Annotated in this window: 28 protein-coding genes and 1 pseudogene; 15 read left to right on the forward strand and 14 right to left on the reverse strand. The window is 68.7% G+C overall.

Features of this window, described 5'->3' with window-relative positions; translation table 11 throughout:
• Positions 1-43: 43 nt before the first annotated feature.
• The 3 genes from ACMCNO_RS13930 to ACMCNO_RS13940 form a co-directional block, all read right to left on the reverse strand.
• Positions 44-508, reverse strand: coding sequence for a hypothetical protein (locus tag ACMCNO_RS13930; RefSeq protein ID WP_412749840.1), 465 nt, complete (start codon positions 506-508; stop codon positions 44-46).
• Between the two features lie 161 nt (positions 509-669).
• A complete protein-coding gene (locus ACMCNO_RS13935; protein ID WP_412749841.1) occupies positions 670-1,113 on the reverse strand; it encodes a hypothetical protein in 444 nt (147 codons plus the stop codon).
• Positions 1,114-1,503: 390 nt separating this feature from the next.
• The gene (locus ACMCNO_RS13940; RefSeq protein ID WP_412749842.1) at positions 1,504-1,662 is read right to left on the reverse strand and encodes a hypothetical protein; all 159 of its coding nucleotides are present in this window, start codon (positions 1,660-1,662) and stop codon (positions 1,504-1,506) included.
• Positions 1,663-1,936: 274 nt separating this feature from the next.
• Here ACMCNO_RS13940 and ACMCNO_RS13945 point away from each other — a divergent pair, with 274 nt between their 5' ends.
• Positions 1,937-2,116 (forward strand): hypothetical protein, encoded by a 180-nt coding sequence (locus ACMCNO_RS13945; protein ID WP_412749843.1) that lies wholly within the window; start codon positions 1,937-1,939, stop codon positions 2,114-2,116.
• The gene (locus ACMCNO_RS13950) at positions 2,113-2,703 is read left to right on the forward strand and encodes a hypothetical protein (protein WP_412749844.1); all 591 of its coding nucleotides are present in this window, start codon (positions 2,113-2,115) and stop codon (positions 2,701-2,703) included. The genes ACMCNO_RS13945 and ACMCNO_RS13950 overlap by 4 nt, the downstream gene beginning before the upstream one ends.
• Before the next feature lie 393 nt (positions 2,704-3,096).
• Here the strand turns inward: ACMCNO_RS13950 and ACMCNO_RS13955 are convergent, their stop codons facing one another.
• A complete protein-coding gene (locus tag ACMCNO_RS13955; RefSeq protein ID WP_412749845.1) occupies positions 3,097-3,552 on the reverse strand; it encodes a hypothetical protein in 456 nt (151 codons plus the stop codon).
• 158 nt (positions 3,553-3,710) lie between these two features.
• On the opposite strand from ACMCNO_RS13955, the gene ACMCNO_RS13960 reads away from it, so the two are divergent.
• From ACMCNO_RS13960 to ACMCNO_RS13985, 6 genes are all read left to right on the forward strand, one after another.
• Positions 3,711-3,884, forward strand: a complete 174-nt coding sequence (locus tag ACMCNO_RS13960) for a hypothetical protein (RefSeq protein WP_412749846.1) — start codon at positions 3,711-3,713, stop codon at positions 3,882-3,884.
• Between the two features lie 606 nt (positions 3,885-4,490).
• Positions 4,491-5,291 carry a hypothetical protein gene (locus tag ACMCNO_RS13965; RefSeq protein ID WP_412749847.1) on the forward strand — a complete coding sequence of 267 codons (801 nt, stop codon included), beginning with the start codon at positions 4,491-4,493 and terminating at the stop codon, positions 5,289-5,291.
• A gap of 430 nt (positions 5,292-5,721) precedes the next feature.
• Complete coding sequence (locus tag ACMCNO_RS13970; RefSeq protein WP_412749848.1) at positions 5,722-5,985, forward strand: hypothetical protein; 264 nt, start codon at positions 5,722-5,724, stop codon at positions 5,983-5,985.
• A 213-nt stretch (positions 5,986-6,198) separates the two neighbouring features.
• Positions 6,199-6,696 (forward strand): transposase, encoded by a 498-nt coding sequence (locus ACMCNO_RS13975; RefSeq protein ID WP_412749849.1) that lies wholly within the window; start codon positions 6,199-6,201, stop codon positions 6,694-6,696.
• The gene (locus ACMCNO_RS13980) at positions 6,693-7,103 is read left to right on the forward strand and encodes a DMT family transporter (protein ID WP_412749850.1); all 411 of its coding nucleotides are present in this window, start codon (positions 6,693-6,695) and stop codon (positions 7,101-7,103) included. Before ACMCNO_RS13975 ends, ACMCNO_RS13980 begins: the two co-directional genes overlap by 4 nt.
• Positions 7,100-7,798 (forward strand): class I SAM-dependent methyltransferase, encoded by a 699-nt coding sequence (locus tag ACMCNO_RS13985; protein WP_412749851.1) that lies wholly within the window; start codon positions 7,100-7,102, stop codon positions 7,796-7,798. Before ACMCNO_RS13980 ends, ACMCNO_RS13985 begins: the two co-directional genes overlap by 4 nt.
• A 619-nt stretch (positions 7,799-8,417) precedes the next feature.
• Here the strand turns inward: ACMCNO_RS13985 and ACMCNO_RS13990 are convergent.
• The 5 genes and pseudogenes from ACMCNO_RS13990 to ACMCNO_RS14010 form a co-directional block, all read right to left on the reverse strand.
• A complete protein-coding gene (locus ACMCNO_RS13990) occupies positions 8,418-9,560 on the reverse strand; it encodes an FAD-dependent oxidoreductase (RefSeq protein WP_412749852.1) in 1,143 nt (380 codons plus the stop codon).
• A gap of 138 nt (positions 9,561-9,698) precedes the next feature.
• Positions 9,699-10,406, reverse strand: a complete 708-nt coding sequence (locus ACMCNO_RS13995; protein ID WP_412749853.1) for a TetR/AcrR family transcriptional regulator — start codon at positions 10,404-10,406, stop codon at positions 9,699-9,701.
• Between the two features lie 261 nt (positions 10,407-10,667).
• A pseudogene (locus tag ACMCNO_RS14000) lies at positions 10,668-11,339 on the reverse strand (response regulator); the annotation flags it as partial.
• Entirely contained in the window at positions 11,336-12,529 is a 1,194-nt protein-coding gene (locus ACMCNO_RS14005; protein WP_412749854.1) for a sensor histidine kinase, read from the reverse strand. The pseudogene ACMCNO_RS14000 and the gene ACMCNO_RS14005, both read right to left, overlap by 4 nt.
• A 9-nt stretch (positions 12,530-12,538) precedes the next feature.
• Positions 12,539-13,117, reverse strand: a complete 579-nt coding sequence (locus ACMCNO_RS14010; RefSeq protein ID WP_412749855.1) for a hypothetical protein — start codon at positions 13,115-13,117, stop codon at positions 12,539-12,541.
• Between the two features lie 272 nt (positions 13,118-13,389).
• Here ACMCNO_RS14010 and ACMCNO_RS14015 point away from each other — a divergent pair, with 272 nt between their 5' ends.
• On the forward strand, positions 13,390-14,655 hold the full coding sequence (locus tag ACMCNO_RS14015) for a hypothetical protein (protein ID WP_412749856.1): 1,266 nt from the start codon (positions 13,390-13,392) through the stop codon (positions 14,653-14,655).
• On the opposite strand, the gene ACMCNO_RS14020 is transcribed toward ACMCNO_RS14015, so the two are convergent.
• Together ACMCNO_RS14020 and ACMCNO_RS14025 are read right to left on the reverse strand one after the other, a co-directional pair.
• Complete coding sequence (locus tag ACMCNO_RS14020; protein ID WP_412749857.1) at positions 14,619-15,002, reverse strand: aldo/keto reductase; 384 nt, start codon at positions 15,000-15,002, stop codon at positions 14,619-14,621. The genes ACMCNO_RS14015 and ACMCNO_RS14020 overlap by 37 nt on opposite strands.
• Positions 15,003-15,037: 35 nt before the next feature.
• Positions 15,038-15,463 carry an aldo/keto reductase gene (locus ACMCNO_RS14025; RefSeq protein ID WP_412753696.1) on the reverse strand — a complete coding sequence of 142 codons (426 nt, stop codon included), beginning with the start codon at positions 15,461-15,463 and terminating at the stop codon, positions 15,038-15,040.
• A 538-nt stretch (positions 15,464-16,001) separates the two neighbouring features.
• Here ACMCNO_RS14025 and ACMCNO_RS14030 point away from each other — a divergent pair.
• Both ACMCNO_RS14030 and ACMCNO_RS14035 read left to right on the forward strand, forming a co-directional pair.
• Positions 16,002-16,337 carry a hypothetical protein gene (locus tag ACMCNO_RS14030; protein ID WP_412749858.1) on the forward strand — a complete coding sequence of 112 codons (336 nt, stop codon included), beginning with the start codon at positions 16,002-16,004 and terminating at the stop codon, positions 16,335-16,337.
• A 396-nt stretch (positions 16,338-16,733) separates the two neighbouring features.
• Positions 16,734-18,086 (forward strand): AI-2E family transporter, encoded by a 1,353-nt coding sequence (locus ACMCNO_RS14035; RefSeq protein WP_412749859.1) that lies wholly within the window; start codon positions 16,734-16,736, stop codon positions 18,084-18,086.
• Between the two features lie 50 nt (positions 18,087-18,136).
• Here ACMCNO_RS14035 and ACMCNO_RS14040 read toward each other — a convergent pair whose 3' ends face one another.
• Positions 18,137-19,156 (reverse strand): YihY/virulence factor BrkB family protein, encoded by a 1,020-nt coding sequence (locus ACMCNO_RS14040; protein ID WP_412753697.1) that lies wholly within the window; start codon positions 19,154-19,156, stop codon positions 18,137-18,139.
• A 184-nt stretch (positions 19,157-19,340) separates the two neighbouring features.
• Positions 19,341-20,000, reverse strand: coding sequence for a hypothetical protein (locus ACMCNO_RS14045; protein ID WP_412749860.1), 660 nt, complete (start codon positions 19,998-20,000; stop codon positions 19,341-19,343).
• A 547-nt stretch (positions 20,001-20,547) separates the two neighbouring features.
• Between ACMCNO_RS14045 and ACMCNO_RS14050 the strand changes: the two genes are divergently transcribed.
• From ACMCNO_RS14050 to ACMCNO_RS14065, 4 genes are all read left to right on the forward strand, one after another.
• Positions 20,548-20,808, forward strand: coding sequence for a hypothetical protein (locus ACMCNO_RS14050; RefSeq protein WP_412749861.1), 261 nt, complete (start codon positions 20,548-20,550; stop codon positions 20,806-20,808).
• 320 nt (positions 20,809-21,128) lie between these two features.
• Positions 21,129-22,790: a Na+/H+ antiporter gene (locus tag ACMCNO_RS14055; RefSeq protein ID WP_412749862.1), complete on the forward strand. Its 1,662-nt coding sequence runs from the start codon at positions 21,129-21,131 to the stop codon at positions 22,788-22,790.
• 351 nt (positions 22,791-23,141) lie between these two features.
• Positions 23,142-23,345: a cold-shock protein gene (locus tag ACMCNO_RS14060; RefSeq protein WP_412749863.1), complete on the forward strand. Its 204-nt coding sequence runs from the start codon at positions 23,142-23,144 to the stop codon at positions 23,343-23,345.
• Positions 23,346-23,777: 432 nt separating this feature from the next.
• Positions 23,778-24,857 carry an NYN domain-containing protein gene (locus tag ACMCNO_RS14065; protein WP_412749864.1) on the forward strand — a complete coding sequence of 360 codons (1,080 nt, stop codon included), beginning with the start codon at positions 23,778-23,780 and terminating at the stop codon, positions 24,855-24,857.
• 75 nt (positions 24,858-24,932) lie between these two features.
• Here the strand turns inward: ACMCNO_RS14065 and ACMCNO_RS14070 are convergent, their stop codons facing one another.
• Complete coding sequence (locus ACMCNO_RS14070) at positions 24,933-25,856, reverse strand: hypothetical protein (RefSeq protein WP_412749865.1); 924 nt, start codon at positions 25,854-25,856, stop codon at positions 24,933-24,935.
• Between the last annotated feature and the right edge of the window lie 55 nt (positions 25,857-25,911).

Genomic DNA, 25,911 nt, shown 5'->3' on the forward strand with positions numbered 1-25,911 from the left:
GCCGGCGAAGTGCCCGGTGCCACCTCGGGCCAACATGCCGCGCTCAGCGGTGCAGTAGGTGAGTGAGCCGTCGGCTGCGAGCCGATCGCGCCTTTGCCGCTCGGCGGCCGAGCAGCACCGCGGCCACGGCACCGGCCAGGGTGAGGGAGCCTACTGCTGCCGGCACGGCCCGGTTACGGACAGCTCGCGGCGCCCGATGCGGCACCTGTGCGCGGAGGTAGGAGACACCGGAGGCGGTCCTTCTCTTCATGGCGGACAGGGCACCGCCGATCCGTGTACGGCGATCCACCTTCCCGGTGAGCGCGGTGAGTGTGTCGCCGAGGTCGACGCGGGCTTGTTCGATGTCGGCGTGGACGTGGTCGGGAACACCTGGAGAGGTGCGTGAAGTGGTCACACTGCCGCTGTAGCTGGTCGTCACATCTTGGCTGCTCACCGTCGGCCTGCGTAGTGCGACGTGGCCGCGTACTTGCCCCCTGGCGAAGGCCGCTACCGTGACCTCGATGTTCATTCACACCCTCGGGTCGGCCTGGGGCGCTGCGAGCCGGTCGCGCAGGTTCGGTGTGGTACGCGGCGTCGACGATCGGCCCCGGCCCTGCGCTTGGGGCCGTTTCAGCCGTCACCGACGAATCATGCGCCCGGGCGATCACCGGCTCTGTCACGACGCCGCGGTTACCCCTCGTCGTGGCGGTGGTACACCCGCAGCTGGTAGCCGTCGGGACACACAGACCAGGCCACGTCGCCGACCGCGACCACGTCCGGTCGACCGGCGAGCCACGTCGTGGCCCGGTCGAAGACCTCGGCCGGGGTGCCACCCGTGAAGGCGATGAGCCGTGCCGAATCCTCACGCGCGTCATGAGCCGGTAAGGGGCGCAGATCCGGTTCCTGATCATGTGGGGTGGCCGGCTCGGGGCCGGTGACCACCGCCATGGAACCAACGGCGACGCCGTTGAGCAGCCCCTGCACGAACCAGTCGTTGATGGTTTCGTCGTACTCGACGCTCCAGTCGCTGACCGGCCCGATGTCGGCGGCGATCGCGTTCCTGGCGCTGTCCAGCGCTGCGTCCAACGTGGCGATCTCGAGGGCCGTCCCCTTGTACTCCACCAGGTATGTCATCTGCTTCCTCCCGCCGGCCCAGGCGGCCGCCGCCGGCTATTACCCTCGGACGGGCTCCGTACGCCGACCGAGGGGCTGGCGGCCTTTACCACCACCGAGATGCTGCACGCGCGTCGGCGACCGCCATGGTGCAGCAGTGGCCTTTTGTCGATCGTCGCCTGCAAACCAATACGCCGTGACGGTGCCGCCCACAATGATTTCGCGGTCGGTCCCAACATCACGTCGGCGGCCTCCCGCGTGGCGCGCCCGCTGCCCTGAATCGTGATGATTGCTCAGGTCAGTGCGGGCGGCGATTCCAGAATGCCAAATAGACTCGAGGAATTGGCCCGACAGAGGCGTTATGAAATAGAACATTCCCGTCTGTTTCCTGCCGCCATGCTGATCCCGAGTTCAGTGGTTTCGACTGTGTCGCAGCGGGTCACATCGGTGGCGAGGAGTACGGCGGTTGCGCTGCTCCATCCGGCCGGGGGTGACGTCGCCGGTGCGGTTGGTGAGCATCGCGGTGAAGTCGCGCGCGAACTCGTGTGCGGTGAACAGCTCTCGGGACAACCGTCGAGATGAGACGTCGCTGGGGGTGACGTCAGACCCGGCTGGTGAGCAGGTACGGGACACCGCAAATCGTGGCGCTGCCGTACGATGCAGCCTGCGCTGAAGGCTAGCTGAATAGAGGACCGATAGTTGGGCGACTACGATGAGTATCGCATTCGTGACGCGAAAAGGTTCATCGTCATCGAGGCGCTCACCGAGACGACCGGCGACGTCGCAGAGGCGGCCACTCCGGCCGACGTGCTCAGCGGTCAGGAAGCACTCAACGACGCGTCGAATGACGCTCGGCAACGTCGTCGCGGCGATCGTGCAGCTCCTCGGCGTGATGGCCAAGCATCTTGCCGAAGTGGTCGCCCAGGTCAACCAGCAGAAGACCGAGACCAACGACTGGAGCAACTTCCCCTCGAGCGATCCGAAATCGGTCACCGGTCACTGGCCGCAGGCGGTGAACTCATGAGGAGTCGTCTTCTCGGCGGCCTGGGCGTCGCGGTCGTGCTCGCGACGGCCATGGCTGGCTGCACCAAGGATCAGCCGGGCGGTGTCGCTCCACCACCGCAGCCCACCACCTCCTTCGCGTTCCCGGTGCCGCCGGTCACGCACAGGTGGCAGCCGGACGGCCTCGTCTGCCCTACGCTGTCCGGCTCGGCGGCGCAGGGCGGTGGACTCACCGGCCCCGGCAAGCGCGTGCGGGGCACCGACAGTAGGAACGGCAGCCTCCTCTACTGCCAGTGGGGCCCGGATGATGAGACGGCCGGGTCGGCAGAGCTCCAGGTGTCCACCTCGAAGCGGCAGGAGTCCGCTGACGCCGCTTGGAAGGTCGTGGCGGCGCCTGGCTTGTTCGACAATCCACTGCCGGGTGTGGGGGAGCAGGCGTTCGTCGGGCCGGACACCGGCAACCAGTTCCACGTGATCGTGCGTTCGGGCAACGCGATTCTCGACATCACGCTGAAGGCCGTGACGAGCGACGCCGCTGCGCTGAAGGCGCTGCACGACGCGGCGCCGGGCATCGCCACGGAGATGCTCGGCGTGCTGGTCCCGGCCTGACGATGGTCGCCGGGGGAGGCGTCGAACTCGTCGGCTCCCCCGGCGCCTACCCGACCGGCCGAGTTTCGTCGCGTCCCGCTACCGCAGCGCGGGAAGCAGAGGAAAGCGACCAGGCGAGAGCCGCCCCGCGGGCGAAGGCCTTGCCGTGTAACCTGCCTGAGTTCCAGCCCTCGCCGTTCCACAGCGATGGCGGGTCCAACGCAAGATCATGGTGAGCACGCGAGCTCCCTGGCTGCGACCACCGTGTGCGTATCCCTTATGTTGAGCCTCGGACACATTTTGAGGCTCTGGCCCGCTTTTGGTGGCCTCATCACGCATGGTGATGATCCACCGGAAGCGGAGCGCGCGCGTTGTCCGTGGCAGATCCGGATGCCTGATCAAGCGCATCAGCTCTCAGCTGGGCGTTGTTCTCACAGCAACTGCTGGGACTGTCTCGACGACGTACTCCATCGTCAGGTCCGCTTGCACGTCGACCGTTTGATCGTCTCCGACGTAGCGGACGACGTAGCTGACCTCGTCCCACCAGGAGACGCCGCTTCGCGCCTCCTCTGGCAGGAGCTCTTGGACAACCTGCACTTCGTCGCCCGCACGGATGACGGCGTCTGGGTCGGCTGCGGAGCGTTGCACGTCCGACAGGAGCTTGATGAGCCTTGCTATCGGTTCTGAGCCCTCGTAGTGAACGTGGTGGCCCGCTGCACCGAAGATCAAACGAGTCTCGGCTCTGCTTAAGTCGGCCAACGCCGCAGCGGCTTCCGGCGCGAGGGTGCGGCTTTCGGCGATTTCGATCTGCGCCGCCAGCGCTTCGATCAATCGGTCCAGGACTCGTTCCCGCACGTCGTCGTCGATCATGCTGCGAGCGTATGGCGGCCATTGCCACTGGCTCAGCGGGGCCTGACTGGGAGCGAAATGCGCCGACAGCACCGATGGCCAGATATCGCCTCCTCCGCACGAGCGGGCGTCCCCCGACGCAAGACGAGGATCCGCTGGTCAAACGTGAGACTAAGTGCGTGGTCACGGCGCAGACCTGCCACGAGGGTGTGCAGGGCGGGCAGGTCGTCGGCTTCAACGGCGCGCATCTAGCCGTCGAGGCGCTCCCCGCCGAGTTCGCGCATCATCGTCGCAACGCGGCGACGTGCCGGCGCGCGGCCCGCAGTGCCGGGCAGCGGCGAGGATGCCGGTGAGCGCCGCGCTGTGTTTGGTGTCCGTGTGCTCAGGCTTGGTCATGACCCGGCAGGGTTTCGGCGCTGGCGACGGCCGGGGTGTGGCGGCCGCCAGTCGCAGGTAGCGCTGCACGGTGCGCAGGCTGCCGTGCCGGCACGGACCGGTGGTCGCCCGGCGAGGACGACCGCCGGGTAAGGAACGGCATCGTCTGGAAGATCCGATCCAGGGCGCCCTGGCGTGACCTGCGAGGTCCGACCCTGCGGGACGAACGTCAGAGATGAGGGTGACGGAGCTGAACCCACGACGTCTCCCGGGCGGCGTCCGTACGTAAATCGAAATCCACGTGCGTACACGGATGCCAGGGCCGGGGGCGAGCATGCACGATTCTGACTCGGTCGCCGCGTCAGGCGAACCGGCGCCGGGGCGGGTCAATGGTGGCGGTGATCTCGCGAAACGCACCCGCGGGGGCTCTGACCGCGCATGGAGCACCGCCGCGGTCGAGGTGCAGGGGGTCATGCGAAGCGGATCAGCCGGGTACCATCAGCGACCTTGATCGGACTGCGGTCGCGACGAAGGGTAGGACAGTGGGACAGCATGAACCGCGTCACTTGGCGGACCGGGTTCGCGTGGGGCTCGTCGGACTTCTCGTGGCCGGGCTTGCGGCGGGGGCTTCGTCTGGTTGCGGGGTGCTTCCGTCGCGGGACCAGAACAATGGCGCGGCGGGCGGGCAGAGCCAGGAACCGGCGGCGAGCCGGCCCGCGGACGCGCAGGCCGACACAGCGATGGGAGCGAACTCCGACACCTCGGCAGACCAGCCGAAGGCCAGCGACGGTCCCGGGGCCGGAACCGCCTCGAACGAGCTGGCTCCGTCCGCCGCGGATCTACCGTCCGACGGGCTGGGCGCGGGACATGTCGGACGCCAGGGCGTGCTCGAGGTCGAGGCCGAGGACGCCGCAGCGCCTGGCCAGGAGCTGCCGGACAATTACAAGTCCGCCGTTAACGCGGTCGGCGGGTATGCGATCGGCTTGTCTACCCCTCGTAAGGCCTACGCGGTTGGCCCCACCACGTTCGTCGAGTCGGACGACACCATGATCGAGGCGAACTTCGAAGTGCACAGCTACGAAAGCGTGGACCCGTGGGCTCGGCTGACCCAGGACGAGAAGCTGTTCGCCAAGGAGCACGCCGAAGATCAGTACAAAAAGGTGAAGATGAGCCAGCGCTGGACTTATCGCGGCAAGCCTGCCGTCATGTGGGAGTTCACCTGGACACGCAACGGTGAACGCGCCCACGGCAGGCAGATAGCTTTCCGGGACGGCCCGAGGACTTACACCGTGCTCTACCGCAGTGCCGACACCTGGTGGCTGAACGGCGGCTCGCAATCCTATCCAGTCGATTTCGAACAGGCTTTCACTCCCTTGTCCCGGTAGAAGCGGTTCTCGCAGGGAGGATGGCCCTGAGGGGGTCCACCGGATCGCGCCCGAGGCCGGCGGCTGAATGCTCGTGTCGGCGCCGGTGGACCGCCCCTGCCGGATCACGCCGATGGTGGGACGGCACGCGGGTCCGTACGCCGAGGTGTTGCTGAAGGGGGAGAGGCGCTGCCCGATGCCGACTCGTACTGTGAGTACGGCGGCGGCTGCATCCGCTTCCGAGGCGGTCCAGTGAGGCCGTCGAGGCGGCGATCCGTGCGAGCGGCCACCTTCCGGGTGAGTGTGGAGCCACTGACGACGGTGCGATGAGACCCGTGTTGCCGGCCGGGAACGGGCACCGTCCGCCGGGAGAGGCCGGAGCGCCGGTACGAGGGAGCCGGTGCCACAGCAGTCGGGCGTTCGCTATGCCCCGGGGCGGTCGGTGCTCGTTGTGGTGCTGTTCGTACTCGCGCAGAGTGTGCAGCAGGTGGGCCAGATTGAAGATCGGGGTCCGGTCGAGGAGTTCGTGGCGGCGGCCTCGGCTCCATCGCTCCATGATCGAGTTCATGCGGGGCATCCGACCCCGCTGAGCACAACCGTGATCCCGGCATCGCCGGGATCAGCGTCGAACCGGGCCGGATACACCCCCGCGCGGTGGAGCTGCTGCGGTTTCACCGATCCGCAGGGCTACCCCGAGTTTCTCTCGGCAATCTGACCGCCGAATCCGGCCGGTGAACACCTTGGGATTGGCTCGGGGTGATTCGTTGTGAGGTCAATTGCATCCGTTTCGGCCGACTGTCGACACGCCGCCGACCGACCCCAGTGTTCGGCGCACTGTCCTGCTTGGTGATCGTGGGATCTGAGCGGCCGGTTTGTGAGCTTTCCGTAGTTCGTCATCGCTCGATTTCGTGAGCTTTGAGCTACTCCGATGTCTGACCGGCGGCAGGGCGGGTTGGGCAGGACATGGGCGAGCGAAAGGGGTATCCCAGTGACCTCACCGATCAGGAGTGGGCAGTGGTGGGACCGTTCCTGGACGCGTGGAAGGCTCGGCATCCGTCGATGTCGAGTGCACCAGGGCCGCTATGAGCTCCGGGAGATTGTGAACGCGATCTTTTTTCAGAATCGGACCGGCTGTCAGTGGGCGTATTTGCCGCATGCCCTGCCACGGAAGTCCGCGCCGTACTACTACTTCGCGTTGTGGCGCGACGACCGCACCGACCAAGCCGCGCATTATCCGTTGCGCTGCCAGGCGTGGGAGAAGGCGGGCCGGGCCGAGGATCCGTCCACCCTGAGCACGGTCCCGCAACGAGCCGACAGGCCATCCGAGCGCCGCATCGACCACCCGCTGCGGCGAGCACTGCGTGCTGTCGCAACGCGACATGCCGGGCGCGAGGTCTGCCGGGAGACCCTGCAGAAGCAGCCATGACGGCGTGGCTGCTGCTCAGCGCGGCGATCGTGTCCGAGGTGATCGCAACAGCGACACTCACCGCCTCCAACGGTCTGAGCAGCCGAATCCTGACCCTCGCGACGGCCGCCCTCTACGTCGTCAGCTACGTCTGCTTCGCCCGCGCCCTCAAGGCCGGCATCGAGGTCGGCGTCGCCTACGCCATCTGGTCGGGAGTCGGTACGGCAGCGCTGGCCATCATCGGCGCAGCCCTGTTCGGCGAGGCGATGAACGCCCGCAAGATCGCCGCGATCCTCCTCATCATCGGCGGTGTCACGCTGCTGCACCTCACCGGCCGGCCGCAGGCGCCGGCCCGCGCGGCCGGCACTCACGGCAGTGATCTATCGCTGACCACCGCGTCCGAGATCGACAGAAGGGCATCACCATGACCGCGGCCCAGCATCAACCCAGTTCTCAAGGCATCCACGCCAGAGCTGCTCAGTCGCATGGCACGACTTGGTTCCTCCTGGCTGCGCTGCGCAGGCCCCGCGAGATCGGCGCCATCGCCCCGACCGGCCGGGCCCTGGCGGCACAGGCCGCCGACCTGATCAACACCGCCCGCGCACCACGCACCGTCGTCGAACTCGGCCCCGGCAGCGGCACCATCACCCGCGCCATACAGTCCCGGTTGCCTCCCGACAGCACGTTCTGCACGGTCGAACGCAACACCGCGATGGCGGCCTACCTGACCCAGGCATGGCCCGCGCTGAACGTCATCCACGGTGACGCCGCCGACCTGCCCCGCTTGCTCCACAACGCCGCCATCGGACCCGTCGACCTGATCATCAGCGCTCTGCCCTGGTCACTGATACCACCGCCAGCCCAGGAGCAGATCCTCAGCGGGATCGCCCACGTCCTGCACCCGCACGGCACCTTCGCCACGATCATCACCGTCCCGGTCCGGCCGCTGCCGGCCGCACGGCAGCTCCGCCGCCGTCTTACCGCGACGTTCGGCGACGTGACGCGCAGCCCGACCGTCTGGAGCAACGTGCCACCCGCACATCTCTGGATCTGCCGCGAGCCACTCAGCTCCGACCCGGCCAACACCGAGACGCCAAGCCCAGCAGCACGGCCGACACCGTGAACCGAGCGTTGCTCGCGGTGGACCGGTGGATCGGGGTACGTGGCACCTCGAGGACATGCCCGAGGTCCGCGACTGGTCCCTGGGAGACCGGACCCACCGGTGATGATCTGGGCCCGGGTTTGTGGAGTGTGCGTCATCGGGGCTTGCTGGGGTCGGTGCCGCCGTCTTCATCTGGCCGCGGTGTATCGGTGCCGCGCAGGCCGTGTTCCAGGTCGCCGGTGAGGCGGTGGCTCCACGAGAACGACGACCACGGTCAGGAGCCGACGGTCGTGAGGTGTGGTGGCGGCAGCCTTCGCTGGTGTGAACGTCGGCATCATCCAACTCGAGAAGCAGAATTGCGCCCCGGGTACCCAGCCCTGCAGGCTCCGTCACCTGATCACCGAGCTGTCACCACCAGAGCGAACTGTCCGATCGTGCCAGAATCGAGTCCGAAGAAGTCGATCAAGACTCTGACCATAGCCAGTCAGGTAGGACGCACGTCATTCATCAAATTGAACAGGGTGTCGATACTGGAGGGTCCTGCGGCATCGTGCAGGAGCAGGACCGCGTTGCCCTGCCCCGCCTCGCGTGTCGCAACGCCGAGGCGGGGAAGTGGCGTAACCAAGCGATCGGGCATTTGTCACTGGGCTTCCGCGTGGGCGGCGAACTGGTCGAGCAGGCTGTGCGGGGCGCGTTCGTCGAAGCAGAGTTCCAGTCCGCGGGCGGCCTGCTCGGCGGCTTCGGCGCTGCGCGGGAACAAGTCCATCTCGTAGGCGGCGAGGGCGGCCTCGATGTTGCCGGGGTGGGCGGCGATGGTCTTGCCGAGTTCGGCGCCGTCGAGCATGGCGAGGTTGGCGCCTTCGCCGGCGAACGGGGACATCACGTGGGCGGCGTCGCCGAGCAGGGTGACACCGGGGACCCGGTTCCAGCGGTGCTGGATGGGCAGGGCGTTGATGGTGCGCGGGACAAGGGCGCCGTCGGCCTCGGTGATCAGGGCGTGGAACTCCGGCGCCCAGTCGGCGAACTCTGCGAGCAGGACGGCCTTGCCCTTGTCGTTGTCGGTCCAGTCGACGCTGTCGATCCAGTCCGCGGGCTTGGTCAGGGCGATGTAGATGTGCAGGCTGCCGTCGGTCTCGGCGTGGGCGAGGAAGCCCTGCCCGGCGCCGAGCGCGAACAGCATGCCGGCGCCGACCGTTTTCGCCGGGCCGGGGTGCCGCTTCGCCGCGTCGTGGTGTTCGAGCTCGATGAACGACACGCCGGTGTAGGCGGGCTTGGCGTCCGACAGCAGTGGCCGTACCCGTGACCAGGCGCCGTCGGCGCCGACGAGCAGAGCGGTGGTGGTGGTCGAGCCGTCGGCGAAGGTCAGTTCGTGGCCGCTGCCCCGGCTCGTCACCGCGGTGACCTTGGTGCCCCAGTGGATGGTGCCCTCGGGTAGCGAGTCGAGCAGCATCTTGCGCAGATCACCGCGGTCGACCTCGGGACGGCCGCCGACATCGTCCCCGTCGTCGCCGGGCTCGTCGGTGTGCACTGTGCCGTGCTTGTCGAGGATCCGAGTCGCCTCACCGCCGGGGTGGATGATCTTCTTGAATTGTTCGAACAGGCCGGCGGCCTTGACCGCGACCTGGCCGTTGTAGTCGTGGATGTCGAGCATCCCGCCCTGCGTCCGTGCATGCGGTGAAGCGTCCAGCTCATAGATGGTCGACGGAATCCCGTGAACGTGCAGCACGCGGGCGAGCGTCAGACCGCCCAGGCCGGCTCCAATGATCGTGACAGGTGTGGTCATGTCTTCCTCCAAAGGCTTCTTTTCCAGGCGGCTCGCCGGTCGAGTCCGCGACTAAACGCTGAAGAACGTGTTCTTGACGAACATGTTTGCCATGGCAATGGCAACCCTCCCACCGGCCAGGGCGGGAGGGGTTCTACGTCAGCTCGCCGCAGGCTCCCGGGCGGGCACCGCGACGGTGGAGATACCGGTGATCAGGGCGTCGAACATCCAAGCCAGCCGCTGTGCCCCGGTCCCGGAGAACAGCTCGTCGCGAGCGCGGGCGATGTTCAGGCAGTCGCCGTCCGCGGCATCGTTCAACGCCTCGACGAGAGCGTCCTGCTCGGCTTCCGCCTCGATCGCCTCGCCGCGGACGCCCTGTTCGGCGGCGGTGGCCGTGCCGTGCTGCAGGAGCAGATCCACGCCCCACGCCGCTTGCGCCACAGGTACGCCGCCCTCGTGCAGCAGCCCGAGCAGCGTGTCGACCAGGCGCACATAGTGCGGGCCGGACGGGCGCAGCGCCAGCACCGACCGCGCCAGGCTCGGCTGGCCGAGAAGCAGGCGCGTGTATCCGGTGAGCAGCCCGATGAGCTCACCACGCCACCGCGCGCCCACACCGGCCGGATCAACCACGTGAAGGCCGGTGAGCAACTCGTCAAGGATCGCGCCGTGCAACTCCGCCATGTTCTGCACATAGACGTAGAGCGAGGCCGGGCCGGTGTCGAGCTCCGAAGCCAGCCGGCGCATCGTCACCCGCTCAAGGCCCTCCTCCTGCATGATCTGCAACGCCGCCGCGACGGCACCCGCCCGGCTCAGCGGCGGCTTGGCCGGTCGATCGCGGCGGCTGACGGGCACTCGACGAGGACTCACAACGCGATCGTAACGAACATGTTCGTCACTGCCAAGCTGAGACGGTCCTTGGTGATGCGGGCCGGGTCCGCGAGGGCGCCGGCGGCGAGGTTCAGCCGGCCCGCGGCGTAGGTTGGCGGGGCACGAGCCGGCATCATCGCGCAGTCACCACCGACGACGAGCAAGGTGGACAAGGCGGGGCGAGCCAAGATCGGCCTGCTGAACCTCGGACGGCTTTCGACCAGCACGGACGGACCTTTCGGCAAGTACCGGGCTGGGCTCTGGCGTGACGAGCCCAGCCCGGTAGGCGGCGACCACCGCTTGGGCACGGTTGCGCAGGCCGAGCTTGGTGAATATCCGGCCCAGGTGGGTCTTCACCGTCGCTTCACCGATGAAGAGGTCGCCGGCGATCTCCGGATTGGACAAGCCGTGCGCCACGAGGAGAAGGACATCGTGCTCTCGGGGGGTGAGCTGGGTCAGCTCGGCCCTGGTCGGTCGCTGCGGCTGCGGCCGGGTCGCGAACTCCGCGAGTAGGCCCTTGGTCACCGCGGGGTCCAGCCAGCCGTCTCCGGCCGCGACGGCGCGTACCGCTCGGATCAATTCGCTGCGGGCGGCGTCCTTGAGCAGGAAGCCGGATGCGCCGGCCCGCAGCGCCGCGTAGACCGAGTCATCGTGGTTGTAGGTGCTGAGGACCAGTACGGTGACGAACCCGCCGGCCGGCGCGAAGGTGTCGGCGGTGATCTGGCGGGTCGCCTCCACCCCGTCCATGCCGGGCATCCGGACGTCCATGAGAACGACATCGGGTCGGAGTTGCCGGGCCAGCAGGACCGCCTGCGCGCCGTCGGCTGCCTCCCCGATGACTTCGATGCCCGGTTCGGCGCTGACCAGCATGTCGATCCCGGAACGAACCAGCGGTTCGTCGTCTGCCACCAGGAGCCGCAGCGGGGTACTCACCCGTTGCCCCCAGCCCTGTCGGGTGCTGCCGCAGGGACCGGCAGCGCCGCGCTGACTTCGAACCCGCCGCCGCGCTTGGGGCCGGCGGTAAGTGTCCCGCCCACGACGTCGACCCGCTCTTGCAGCCCGAGCAGCCCGTGCCCGGCCGACAGTGCCGATGCCCGGCGCGGCGGCGAACCCCCGTCGTCGGTGACCCGGATCAACAACGCGTCCGCCCAGTTCAGCTCGACGCGGGTCCGGGTGCCCGGTCCGGCGTGTTTCATGACGTTGGTCAGCGCTTCCTGAACCACCCGGTACGCCGCGAGGTCGGTGCTGCGGTCCATCCGCCGCACCGCGCCGCACACTGCCAGCCGCACCGGCAACGACGCCTTCCGAAACGTCCCGACGAGTCGGGTGACGTCGTCGAGCCCTGGCTGGTGATCGTCAATGCCCTGCTGGGCCTCGTCACCGCCGGGGGGCCGCAGCACCAGGAGCAGCCGGCGCAGCTCACCCATCGCCTCCCGGCCGAGGTCCTCGATATGCCGCAGTGTCCGCAGCGCACGAGTGGCGTCGGTGCGCAGTATCTGCTGGGCTCCACCGGCCTGGAGCACCATCACCGTCACCGCGTGCGCGACGATGTCGTGTAGTTCGCGCGCGATGCGGCTGCGCTCGACCTCAACCGCCGCACTCGCCGCGGCCAGCCGGCGGCGCTCCAACTCCCGCGCGTGCTCCCGGCTGGCGCGTGCCCAGCGGCCGAGACCCCACACCAGGAGACCGACCACCGTGAAGAAGACCGCGTTGGCCGTGAGAATGGGCATCCGTTCGTTCGTGGCCGCCCCCCTTACCTCGTCGGCGACCATAAGGCCCACGGGTACGAACCCGGCGATCATCGCCAACGCGCCGACGGCTTCGCCGCAGGAAGCGGTGACGGTGTAAACAGCCACCAGTACCCCCGCCGTCGGATGTAGGCCGAGCGGCAGCAGGTTGGCAATGCAGCTGTGCAGCCACACGGCGGCGAACACCCACACCGGGTGACTTCGACGCAGGTACAGCACGGCGGCGCCTATCGCAACGTAGCCGACGACGACCGGCGCCGGCAGCATCCCCGATGGCCTGTCGGAACGGTTCAGCAGCGCTGAGAAGACCGCGACATCGATGATCCAGACGGCGGTCAACAGCAGCGTGTCGCGCCCGGATGCGAGCCGCCTCATCACGTCGTCCTAGCGTTGCGACCGCGGCGGGCGGGGCGCGCAGCACGGAACATAGTCGCAGATGTCGAACGATTCGTCGCCCGGACGTCGGTACGTGTGCACCTGCGTACGGTGCTGGCGCTGCCGGGCCTCGACAGCGGCGACGGCGCGCAGCAGGTCCGCCGGTACGGCGCCCGCACCGGCCTGCACAGCGCCGAGGTTCACCAGTGCGGTGAGCAGGTCGCCGTGTGCGACCAGCTCCTCGCGCAACCGGCGACCGTCGAAGGCGCCGACGGTCGGTTCGTGCCCCGAAGAGTGGGCCAGCCGCAGGACCAGGCTGGTGAGCCGTTCCGACTCGGCGGGTTGCATGGCGTCGACGCCGGCGACCCGGATGCGCTCGATCGGCGAGTCGGCCGCCAGCTCCACCGGAATGACCAGCACCTCGAATCCACGGGTCGGATCGAGCAGCGCCCGATCGGGGTCGATGACCAGGACCGTGTCGGGGCCGGTTAGCAGACCGGCGCCCAAGTGGCCCCGCGCCGGATCCTGCTCTGCTCCGGTGGCCTGCACCGACACCACCACGTCGGGAAAGGTCCTATCTACCGGCATTTGGTTGTCTCCTCACGGTCACGCGACCGGGAGGCCCCAGCTCGGACACCCATCACACACCCGTCGGGGTCCGAGCTGGGCTTTGTTACGGATACCCGACTGTGCGCAGGCGCCGCGATAACACGACTCGGTCCGGCGCGCGTCCGACTCCCGGTGTACCACCCCGGTCGGGCCCACGGCGGACGACGGCGCACCCCGCACACCGGCAACCTCAACATGTCGCGGACGGCGCGACGCGGACCGCCACGGTCCGCACCGAGAAGGAGACGACCATGAGTCGAACGACATCAGTACGCCGGCGGGTAGCCGGCTTCATCACGGCATCCGCCGTGTTCTGCGTCGCCCTGAGCGGCGGCGGACCAACTGCCGCCGCGGCGGACGAGGTCAAGGATTCCGGCTCGGCCACCAGCAGCGGCCTCACCTACGCGCTGCCCGACGGGTACCGGACCCAGCGCGAGTTCCAGCAAGAGCTGGATGGTCTGCGGCACGTGGCCGGCCAGCTTCGGACCGGCACGGACGACGGGCGACGGCCCGGCTACGCCGGCATCGAGATCAATTCCCACCGCCGGTCGGTCACCCTGTACTGGCACGGCACGCTTCCCCGCGACGTCAAACGGCTCGTCGCCAGCCAGCGTGAGCGGGCACCGGTCGAGCTTCGATCCGCGCCGCACTCACGCCGGCAGTTGCTCGACGCCGCCGACCGGGTCGTCCGCGATGCGCAGGCCCGCGGCGACCGATCCGTGCTGCGGGTCGGCGTGCCGGTGGACGGCAGCGCCCTGCAGGTCGGCGTTGCCGAGCAGGGGCAGGACGCACGGCTCGCCGTGATCGCCGATGACGTGCGACTTGCGGTCACCACGGAACGCCCGGCCCGCGCCCTGTTCTCACGCGTCGCCGACACTGCACCCTTCTGGGGCGGCGCCCGGATTCTCAACACCCACACCGGCGGTGGTTGCTCCACCGGCTTCGGCGTCAACAGCGGGGGCTCGTCCGCGATGCTGACCGCGGCGCACTGCGGCGCCAACATGGTCCCGTTCGTCAACGGTGACTTCACCAGCTTCGTCGGATTGGCCGAGCAGAGGTCCGCCCAGGCCGACACGATGCTCATCCGCACCCAGACCCAGGGCCGCGTCTACGGTGGCAACTCGACCGCGTCGACCTCCCAGCCGGTCGCCGGCACGTCGGCGAACATCGTCGGCGACTACATGTGCACGCTCGGCGCCTACTCCGGCGGCATCTGCGACGTCGCGGTCGCAGCGGTGGACGAGTTCATCTTCACCACCGTCGGCCTGATGGGTCCGCTCGTACGCGCCGAGCAGGTCCAGCACACCAGCGCCGCGGGCGAGGGCGACAGCGGTGGCCCGGTCATCTCGCTGACGGGTCCGAACTGGAGCGTGCTCAACGCCAACGGCACGATCTCCGCTGGCGACGACGCCACCAGGGCTCCGTGCGTCGGAGAGCAGGGACGGATCTGCGCATGGCGGATCTGGTACGCCGACGTCAATCAGGCGCTGGCAAGGCATGGGGCGACGCTGCGGTGACCACCGACGCGACGGCGTGACCGATACACATCGCCGAGCCCCGGCCGGATCCGGCCGGGGCTCGGCTTGTCGAACTCGCGCTTGGCGGTGTCCTCGCCGGTGTGCTGGATCCACATCTTGGTGGTGATGAACAGCTCCTCGCGGGGGATGCCGCTCTTGGCGATGGCGCGGCCGACGGCTTCCTCGTTGCCGTAGGAGGCGGCGGTGTCGATGGCCCGGTAGCCGGCGGCGAGGGCGTCGGAGACGACCTGCTCGGTCTGCTCGTCGGGGACCTGGAAGACACCGAAGCCGAGGATCGGCATCTGCACGCCGTTGTTCAGGGTGATCTGCGGGATATTGGCGGCCACGAGATGGTCCCTTTCGGATGGTAGGCCGGGCGAGGTCAGCGGTCGATGAGCTGCTGAAGGTGGGCGGGGTAGCGGTCGCCCTGGACCCGGATCTTCACCGCGATGTCGTCGATCTCGGCGAGATCGTCAGCGGTGAGTTCCAGGTCGGCGGCGGCGACGTTCTCCGCCAGGCGGGAGAGGCTGCGGGTGCCGGGGATCGGCACGATCCACGGCTTCTGTGCCAACAGCCAGGCCAGAGCGACCTGAGCGGACGTGGCGTTCCTCCGGGCCGCGATCCGGCCGAGCAGGTCCACGAGGGCCTGGTTCGCCTGCCGGGCTTCGGGGCTGAATCGGGGGATGCTGCTGCGGATGTCGCCGTCGGTGAAGGACGTGTTCTGGTCGATCTTGCCGGTGAGGAATCCCTTGCCGAGGGGGCTGAACGGTACGAAGCCGATGCCGAGTTCCCCGCACGTGGGCAGGATTTCGGCTTCGGGTTCGCGCGGGTGTAGTAGTCGACGCTCACCCCCGCCAGCATGGCGACCTCCTCGCGGCGCAGTCCGGCCACCCGGCGATTGCCCCCGTACGCCGGCAGGCCCGCCCGCTCGGGTGTGATCTTCGCGCGGCGGGTGGTGAGGAAGTCGCGGATCTCGGTTCGGCTGTCCACGATCTCGACGCTACGTCCGGTTCGCCGGACCTGGGAGGGTCTGCCGTTACCTGGAACAGCAGGAACTCCCTGACTCGTGCACAGGTTGGCACGGTCTCCACCTTGCTGCCCGGTCGGTGCCGGAGAATTGTCTTACCTGTCCTCGTGGCCCAGGACCCCGGTCGCCTCACGCAGTGACGGGAGTCGCCATGAGTGCCTCAAGGTGGAGAACGACGATCGCGGCCATGCTGGTCGCCATGACAGGCATCGGAGCTGGACCACCAACAGCAGCCTCGGCGGGGTCACGCGACACGTTCACGGCCAAAGGCCGCGCAACCGCGACCTCAAACCACACCGGCCCGGCGCGGGACAGGTGCGTGCCCGTCCGGCCCACCAACGAGTTCTACGAAGCCGGCAGGGTGGCCAGCTTCCCGCTGACCGTGCCCCGGTCACGCTGCACGACGATCAGCGTTTCGCACATCAGAGATCAGGCGAACCCCTCGGACCGCTGCCAGACGTTCCTGGTGGGATTCCTTCCGGCGGACGGCTCCGAGGCCACCTACACCGAGCCGGTACGCGCGTGTTCCGTGCGACCGGGCACCCGAACGGTGCTGGCATCCGCCGTCCCGGACGACACGGTGTACCGGGTTCTCTACGACATCGACTACCTCGAGCCGAGCGTCCAGGTCGTCCGGTACCGGATCTGGCACTGACGCAGGCGACTGTAGCGGCAGGCCATCTGGCACATGCCGACCGGCAGAAGCCTCGCGGTGTGGGTTTGTGCCGCCGTTCCGGCGGGTACCAGTTGCTATCACGCCTGACGCCGTTGTCGCTGCTTCCAGCCGATTGCGGCGGCCGTCCAGCCCCCGCGGCCTCCTGCCTCGCCCGGCGCCTCGGTCCGTCACCCGAGGCGGCGGACCGCTTCTCTCCGGTCGGCCGGATCCTGGTCGGCTGGATCGACGCCGGGTTTCGCCGCCCAGACGGCCAAAGCGGTCGGGTGCCGCCGGGCAACTGGTCGGCATCGCCCATGCTCAGATCACTCGGGCCCTTTCGGCAGCCTCGAGCCCTCGCGCCCGGCAACCGTCCGGGCACACCTTGAGGAGGCCTCCATGTCCATCTGGGCCAGCACCGCCCGGCAGCGGGCGCGGCGGCGGTTCGCAGCCGCGCAGCGTGCCTGGGCGCCGCCACCGTTCACCGCCGGACCCGAACTCGGCTCGGCGTCGACACCCGTCATGCTGGTAGAACAAACGCCCTCCGTCGATGACGGGTTGCCCCGCGGAGTGCGCTTCGCCGGCGCGTGGGCCTGGCGTGTGATCCTGTTGTTCGCGGCGGCCTATCTGGTGATCCGGGTGATCGGCCAGCTGCGCATGGTGGTCATCCCGGTCGTGGTGGCCATGCTGCTGGCCGCGATGTTCGAGCCGGTCGCCGCGGCCCTGCGCAACCGCGGTATGAACCGTTCTCTCTCCGCGGGCCTGGTGCTGGTCACCGGCCTGATCATGGTCTTCGGCGGGCTCACGCTCATCGTGCGGACCTTCATCGCGCAGCTGGACGATCTGAGCACACAGGTCGGCGACGGGATCGGCGAGGTGCAGAGCTGGCTCGCGCAGGGCCCGTTGCGCCTGTCGCAGACCCAGCTCGACGATGCTGTCACTCGCCTCCAGGCGGCGATCACCGAGAACCAGGGCGCTCTCACCTCCGGCGCGCTCACCACCGCCGCCACCCTGGGCGAACTCGTGACCGGCTTCCTGCTGGTGCTGTTCACGCTCTTCTTCTTCCTGCGCGACGGCGGTCAGATCTGGACCTTCCTGTGCCGGCTGCTGCCCCGCAACGCCCGGCTGCCCGTAGCGCGGGCCGGGCACTACTCGTGGCACACCCTGGTCTCGTACGTGCGTGCCACGGTGCTGGTTGCCTTCGTCGACGCCGTCGGCATCGGTATCGGGTTGGCGATCCTGCGCGTCCCACTCGCATTGCCACTGGCCGCCCTGGTGTTCCTCGGCGCCTTCATCCCCGTCATCGGCGCCGCCCTCACCGGCACGGTCGCCGTCCTGGTCGCCCTGGTCACCGTCGGACCGGTCAAGGCGCTGATCCTGCTGGGCGTGGTCATCGCCGTACAGCAACTGGAGGGCCATGTCCTGCAGCCAATGATCATGGGTCGGGCCGTCGCCCTGCATCCACTGGCCGTGATCCTGAGCATCGCCACCGGCGTCATCACCGCCGGCATCGTCGGCGGGCTGGTCGCCGTTCCGCTGCTCGCGGTGCTCAACACCGCCGTCCGATACCTGTTCAGCCACCCCGACGGCGAACCCACCCGGGACCGCCAGCCACCCGGCACTCAGCCGGCCGACGACACGGACACCCAGCACACCGTTCACCGGCAGCGGGACGACGCCGACCTGACACCACCGGTCGAATCCTCGACCGCGCCGGAACCCGTCCCCACGACGGCCGGCAGACCGGGATGACCCGCTCGAGGAGTCCGCGTGGCGTCCGGGAGAAGGCACTACCCGGGGATCTACCCGCGTGACCGGCGTACCCGCCCATCAGCCTCGATCGGGAGAGCAAACTCACCGGCGCCGCCGTCTGTGGGGCCGGTATCGGGCAGGAGAGTCGACTTCGCGGCGTCGTCGCGCGGATCGACGGCGGAGACGGGCGAGCCGCCTCGCTCGGACAGGTCGGTGACGTCACCGACGTTGCTCGTCGCGGTCAGCGCCGCGGCGAACAGTATGACCTGATTGATCACGTTGAGCGAGAACAACAGGCCGACAGTGCCGGCGACGACCTGATATGTCGGGTTGGCCGCGACATGGTGCACGAAGATGCGGCCGACGGTCTTGAGTAGTTCGAGGCAGGCGGCCACGATCAGCGCTGGCACGACGACGCGCCGCAACGGCACGCGCAACCGCGGTAGTCCGATGAGGATGGCGGTCGCCAGCAGCGTGTTCACCCCGACGCTGACCGCGAGGCCGACCGCGGCGAGCAGCCAACGGCTCCAGACGGCACTCGTGCCGGCCGGCTCGACCAGACGGTCGGCCACGGCAACGGTGAAGAACGCGATGGCAAGCGAGACAGCCAACAGCAGCCCGAGTCCGATCAGAGCCACCAGGTCGATCAGCAGCCGGGGCACGAGGGCTCCAGGATATTCGGGCAGTCGCCACACCTTGCGGACAGAGGAACGCACGGCGTCAATCCAGAACCATCCCGTGACCGGCAACCCCAGGAAGGCGAGGAGGCCGACGGTGCTCCTGGCTACTCGCAGTTGCTGCACGTCCAGGCTGGGCAGGTTCTCCGCGAGGTAACGCTGCAACTGCTGCTGCACCCCTGGTTTGTCGAGGACGAATCCGAAGGCCGCGAACCCGAGCAGGGCACATGCGAATGTCGCGAAGAACGCGTAGTAGGTGATCGCGGCGGCGAGGCGGCCACCGTCGGCTTCGTCATAGCGCGCGACGGCGCGGGCCAGGTGATCGAGCCAGCCGTGGCGGCGCCGGGCGCGTCGCCACGCCGCGGCGGTCCGCCACATCATGCCGTTCGCCATCACGCTACCCACAGTGGCCGAAGAACACCGGACCCGTGCGGTGGCCGTGAACCCGACCAGAACTCGTTGGATGCCAGGCCGTTCCTGAAGCGCGATTGAGCAGGGCCCGCATCAGGCCGGCCGACCGCCACACTACGCGATCCGGCAGATCTTGAGACGCTGCCGGTTTCTGTCATCAACCAGTTCACCATCGACGGTGGTGATGGCGGTGGACGCCGTGCGTTCGGCTCGGCCAGGTCCAGCCCGCCCTGTTGCGGCGGGCCCGACCAGCGCCGAGGTAAGACCAGTAGGTAGCGTGCGCCAACGCCGTTCCCGGCACCCGGTGGGGGCTTTGGTGTTCGGGATGGGCATGGTGGCGGTGGTGCCGCTCAACCAGCCACGCGTCGCGGATGGCGGTCATGGAGCAAAGGTCGACGACGCGCGTGAAGGTCGCGGGGGCGGTGCGGATCGTGCCTCTACCAGGGCCAAGCAGCGAAATCAGCTCCCGGAGCGTGTGGTGGTCGAAGGCGCATTGAAGCGGCTGGCCTCCGTTGGTGGTAGGTGGCCGATCTTCGATGTGACGGGCAGCGATCGACCTGATCCAGGCGGCGGTTCCACGCCCTTCGTGGTCGCGATGGTGGCCGGCAAGGTGCCACATCTCGACGAACGTCGACCGCGTCACGGCTCGGGCATCGGCCGACGGAAGCAGCCGCAGGGCATCGCGCCAGACCCGCATGACCAGGAACGCGTAGACCGTGCGGAACGCCGCGCGGTCGCCGGCCGCGATTCGGGTGACGAGAGTGTGCAGTCGGTCGTTGGGGTAGCCCCTGGTGCCTGTGTTTGCAGCCGTTACTAGCCTGGCCATCTGCCCCTCCGGTGCGTCTCGACACTTGCGGACGCGCCGCCGGGGTCTGGAGCGGCGAACGATCGCAGCGTAGCTGTCCGGCATGGGAGTGGCACTACCAGCGCCACTATTCACCCATGCGGGGATTCTCTTGGTTGGCCGTCTTCGCGGCGCGCTCTCCTCAGGCTGCCTGCCCACATTTCCGATCTTCCGCAGCCGTCGCGGTAGTGCGGTTAGGCGGCCACGTACTCCCACCGGTCCTCTTGGGACTACGGTACGGGTAGCTGCGCCGCCGGGACTGCGTCGGGATCAGCGCCCTGGTAGCCCAACGTACTCACCGCCCGGTCGTTGGGGAGGGTATGGTTTGACGCCGTCCCGGACAACGACCGGCAGCGACTCCGCCTGAGTCCCGGTCCCGTGGCGCTGACGGCGGACGGCTGCCTCGGTACCGCAAATCGAAGTCCACGGCGGCATCGCTGGGTACCGTTGGGGCAGCGGCCGGCGGCAGGCCGACACGCGCACGGCGGGAGCGAGGGCGCAGCGCCCAGGTTTGCGGAGGGAGCCGACCATGGCCGAAACGGTCGAGCTGATCATGCGTTTCCACCCGGTGGGTGGTGAAGATGTCCTGGTGCTGACTACCGATTTCGTTGGGCCCGATGAGGCACTGGAAACGATTTCCAGGGCTCTGGACGAGCGGCGCAGCCTCGTCCTGACCCGCGCGAGGTATGACCGCGAGACCAGCGAGAATGCCCTGATCGTAAACCTCGCCAACGTGGTGTCCGTGCGGGTGGCGAGAAACGACAGCGAGGCATCGGGACAGTATCTCTGAGGCTGGGTGGGGCGGGGTCCGGCGCGCGTGTCCGGGCATCCAGCCGCGAGCTCGAACTGGCCGCGGGACGACGCCTTACCCTCGGGTGTGGACGGTTGTCCACGAGGCGGCCGCCCTCGTTGCCCCACGCCGAACCAGCGTCGGCGTCTCGTCCCGCCTCGGCAGGCTGTCCCCTCGGCGACCACCAGGATGAATGAACAGCAGGTCAACGGCCGGCGGTCCCGCGGGACGGGGCGTGGTTGTGGTGCTCGCCACCGGGTCTCTGCCCACGGCGGCTGAAACTCTCAGCGCGCAGACCGAGCAGATGGAGAGGATGATGTGTGGATGTCGAGATGATGTTGCTCTTCGTGTTGGCGGCGGTCACCGTGGTGGTGGTGGTCCGCTGGGTCGCCGAACGTACGGGACTGCCGGCCGCTGCCTTGCTGACCCTGGCCGGCATCGGATATGCGCTGCTGCCTGGACCGAATGTCACCCTCGATCCCGGGTTCGTGCTGACGTTCGTGTTGCCGCCGCTGCTCTACAGCGCGGCGCTCGACTCCTCGTTGCTCGCCATTCGCCGCAATCTGCGTACGGTGATCAGCCTTTCCGTCGCTCTGGTGCTTCTGACGGCCCTGGCGGTCGGCGTCGGCTTTGTTTGGTTCGTCGGCGGGGCCACCCTCGCCGCCGGCATCGCGGTGGGAGCGGCGGTCGCTCCGCCCGACCCGGTGGCGGCCATGGGCGTGGCCCGCAGGGTGGGGCTGCCGGCCCGGCTGGTCACGATCATCCAAGGCGAAGGGCTGCTCAATGACGCGACAGCCCTGACGATGCTGAGCGTGGCAGTCGCCGCCGTCACGGGCGGCGGTTTCTCTCCGCCTGCCGCGGTCGGCCAGTTCATCCTCGCGGCGGCCGGCGGCATTGTGACCGGCGGCTTCGTGGCGTACGGCGTCCGCACGCTCCGGCACTGGGCGACGGACCCGTTGATCGCCAACGCGGTCTCGCTCGCCACACCTTTCGTCGCCTACCTGCTCGCCGACCGGATGCACGTCTCGGGTGTCCTGGCCGTCGTGGTCACCGGGCTGATCATCGGCCATGATGCGCCGCGGTGGGCCTCGGGTGCGAGTCGGCTGCAGACTGGCGCGGTCTGGCGTCTCGTGGATTTCCTCCTGGAGGGCTTCGTCTTCCTGCTGATCGGCCAGCAGTTGCCGCGCATTGTGGAAGGACTCAAGCAGTACGACGCTGCCACGGTGGTGATCGCGGTAGCGATCACCGTGGGGGTGGTGCTGCTGTTGCGCCCGCTCTGGCTGATCCTCACGCAGTCGCTTCCCCGATCGCTGCACACCTGGCTGGGCTGGACCGAGTCCGCGGACACCATTCGCCCGTCCTACCGGCAACGCCGGCACGACGACCGGCTCACCGGCCGCGAGGTCACCGCCCTGAGCTGGTCCGGCACCCGGGGGGTCATCAGCCTCGCGGCGATCTTCACGATCCCGCTCGTCACCGACTCGGGCGATCCGTTTCCGCTCCGCGACCTGCTGCTCTTCTGCACCTTCGCGGTCGTGCTCGTCACCCTTGTCGGCCAAGGGCTCACCTTCGCGCTGCTGTCCCGGGCGCTGGGGCTGCGCGCCGACGACACCGACCGGTCGCGGCTGCGTAACGAGGCCCGCTCGGCGTCGGTCAAGGCGGCCCTCGCCCGGCTCGACGAGATCGCGGACGAGGCAGGGACCGACGTGCGCATCGTCAACACCGTACGAGGCCAGCTGCGCACCAGGTTGACCCGCTACCAGGGCCGCCTCGATCTGATCCAGGCAGCCGCGTCCTCGGAAATGCCGGTGTCGCCGCAGTACGAGGCGGCGCTGCACGCACGCCGCGCTGCGATCAGCGCCCAGCGCGAGGAACTGCTGCGCTGGCGCGACGCCGGGTGGCTGCCCGACGACGGCCTACGAGTGCTCGAACACGAACTCGACCTGGAGGAACGGCTGCTCCCCGACAGGCCGGCGCGGTGATCCCACGGCGCTGGACCCTCCATGCCTGGGAACGGGCGGGCGACCATTCGGTTCGCCGTGGGCTGCGGGTGCCCTTCAGCCATTCGCGTTGCCGAACGCAGCATATGCCGTTCCGTGAATCCATCGCCCGTGGATAGTCGATCAAGGATGGACTTCAGAGTCACTCAGGCACGCTGCGACCGGCGTGGTATTGCACCGGAGCGGCAACCGGGACGCCGTGCGTGACAGCGTGAATCGTGCTATGGTGCTTATATCGTAGTCTTGATTTCCGTAGACGTTTCCAGCGCCTGATGGGTATCTAAGCCCTGACAGGCGCTTTTTGCGTTTCCGTCAAAGCGTCCGAGGAGAAACATGGCATCCGGCACCGTGAAATGGTTCAACGCCGACAAGGGGTTCGGCTTCATCACCCAGGACGGGGGCGGCATGGACGTGTTCGCCCACTTCTCCGCCATCGAGACGAGCGGGTTCCGGAGCCTGGAGGAGAACCAGCGCGTCGAGTTCGAGGTCACCCAGGGTCCGAAGGGACCCCAGGCCGCGAACATCCGCCCACTCTGAGGCGTCCCGGCGATCTCATCCGGGCGGCCCGCTGGTTCAGCGGGCCACCCGGGCGGCTGACGTGATTTTCCGTCAGCCGCCCGGGTTCCAGGCGACCGCCGGTTCCGGCGGCCTCCCGTCACACGCAAACCAAACCACTGAGGATATTGATTGAAACCGAGTCACGAGCACGCAATCCTATTCCTGGCACCGTCCGCGACGCCTGCCGGCGAAACCGCCGACAAGCCGGGCCCGGCCGTCGACGACGGATTCGAGGCGATGCGCAAGCTGCGCCACCCGTTCACGGCCCTGCCGGTCCCCGTTACCGCGTCCACCGCACCCGCGCGCGCCGCATAACCGGACCTCCACCGCGACGTCACCCGTGAACGGGGCAGCCTGTTCCCGTCAGACAGCAGGGCCGACGGTGGCCGAGTCAGGCGTACGCTCGACTGCGTGGATCAAGAAGAGCGCATTGCCCTGTTCCTGGACTACGAGAATCTGGCGCTGGGTGCGCGCGACCACCTCGGCGGCATGACATTTGAGCTGCGGCCCATCGCCGATGCGCTCGCCGAACGCGGGCGGGTGGTCGTCCGCCGGGCATACGCCGACTGGTCGTACTTCGACGAGGACCGCCGGATGCTCACGCGATCGCACGTCGAGCTCATCGACATCCCGCAGCGCATGGGCGCCTCGCGCAAGAACGCCGCCGACATCAAGATGGCGGTGGACGCGTTGGAGTTGGCCTTCGAGCGGGACTACATCTCCACCTTCGTGTTCGGCACCGGCGACAGCGACTTCACCCCGCTGGTCCACAAGCTTCGCGAGCTCAACAAGCGCGTCATCGGCGTCGGGGTCGAGCGGACGACGTCGGCGTTGCTGCCGCCCGCCTGCGACGAGTTCCTCTTCTACGACCGGCTGGAGGGCGTGGAGATCCCGCCCACGCGTGCCCGCCGCGGACGCCCGGCCAAGGCGGCGGAGGCAGAGCCGCAGCCGCGCGAGCGGGAACCCGAACCGCAGCCGGCCGCGGACGTGTCCGCCCGCGACGTGGACGCCCTCGCCGTCCTCGTCGCGCAGACCGTCGCCGGTCTGCAGCGCAGCGCCAGCGGCGCGGTTGCGGCCTCGACGATCAAGCGCACCCTGCTCCGGAAGGACCCGACCTTCAACGAGGCCGACTACGGATTCCGCGCCTTCGGGGAACTCCTGCGCCATCTCGCCGAGCAGAACGTGGTCGAGCTTACCGAGGGCCACGCCAAGGGCGACCCGGACGTGACGCTGCCCGAGCACGGCGACCGGGAGGCCGCGTTCGGCCTGCTGCGCTCGGTGGTTCTCGACCTGGCCGGCGGCGGCAGCCCGGTGGCCCTCTCGGGCCTGAAGAATCAGCTGCGCAAGGTACGGCCTGACTTCAGCGAGAAGAAGCTCGGCTACCGGAGCTTCCTCCAGTTCTGCCGGGCCGCGGCGACCAGCGGAGCCGTCGACCTGGAGTGGAGTTCCGACACCGAGGACTACCTGCTGACTGCCAGGACACAAACCTGATGATCGTGAACGGGCCTCGACGAGCCGTGAACCGGGGCGGCCACGCCCTCGCGTGGCCGCCCCGGTCCGAACGGGTTACTGGGCGCAGATCAGGGACACCGATGCGGTCCACGACCTGCTGGAGCCGTTGCTGTCGTGGCGGGTGTCGATGTCGCCGCCGGTAAGTCCGGACTGGTGGTGCGGCACGAGCCGGTCGAGGTAGGCCTGCCCGCCGGCGCCGTCCAGCCCACCCGCCGCGCTGATCGCCCGAGTACCGGCAGGGCATTCCCTGGTGACAGCCTTGTCGGCGGTGCTGCTCGCACTGATCGTGCGCGGCACGAGTTGCAGGCCGGCCGGCGCGTAGCCGCAGATCGCGGAGGCCACGGTGCCCGCGTCGTTGTTGTTGGCCTGCTCCTCCTGGTAGGAGTCGACGGTGACCGAGCGCAGGTCGCTGGAGGGGGCCAGGCTGTCGAGGATCATGCCCGGCGCCTGGTGCTGGAAGTACCAGAACGGGCCGGCCGCCGCGCCGCCCACGCTGATCACCTTCTTACCGGCGGGGCACGTGACCGTGGTCCGCACACCCCGCGCTCCGGTGTTGGTGGAGTTGACGGCGGAGGTGTAGGCCAGGCCGAGTTCGGGCCGGTTCGGTCCGCAGACGGCCCAGGCGTAGGCGGTCCAGGAGCCGGTGTAGCCGCCCACCGCCTCGTGGGCGCTGGCGTAGAAGTGCGTGCGGTCGCCGCGGCTGTCGAGCTCGTAGAGGATCACCTCGTGGCCGCCGTTGACGATGTCGCCACCGCCGCCGTAGACGACCGTGCCGGCCGGACAGGTCGCGACGGCCGTCTTGGAGAAGCCGGAGTCCGTGGTGCTCTGCCCGGGCACGAGGCGCAGGTCGGAGCCGACGGATGCGGATGCCGGACTGGACAGGGCCAGCTGGCCGGCGGTCAGAGCGGCGGCGCCGGCCAGGGCCAGGCCGATCAGGCGGGGGCGCCGGGAGGTCTGGGGTGCTTTGGTGTCGTTCACGGTGTTCGTCTCCTCGTGTCGCCGGGATGCGCGGGCCGCGCATGCCTCTCGCAGA

It is taken from the genome of Krasilnikovia sp. M28-CT-15, from assembly GCF_047159595.1.
Taxonomy (GTDB): domain Bacteria; phylum Actinomycetota; class Actinomycetes; order Mycobacteriales; family Micromonosporaceae; genus Actinoplanes.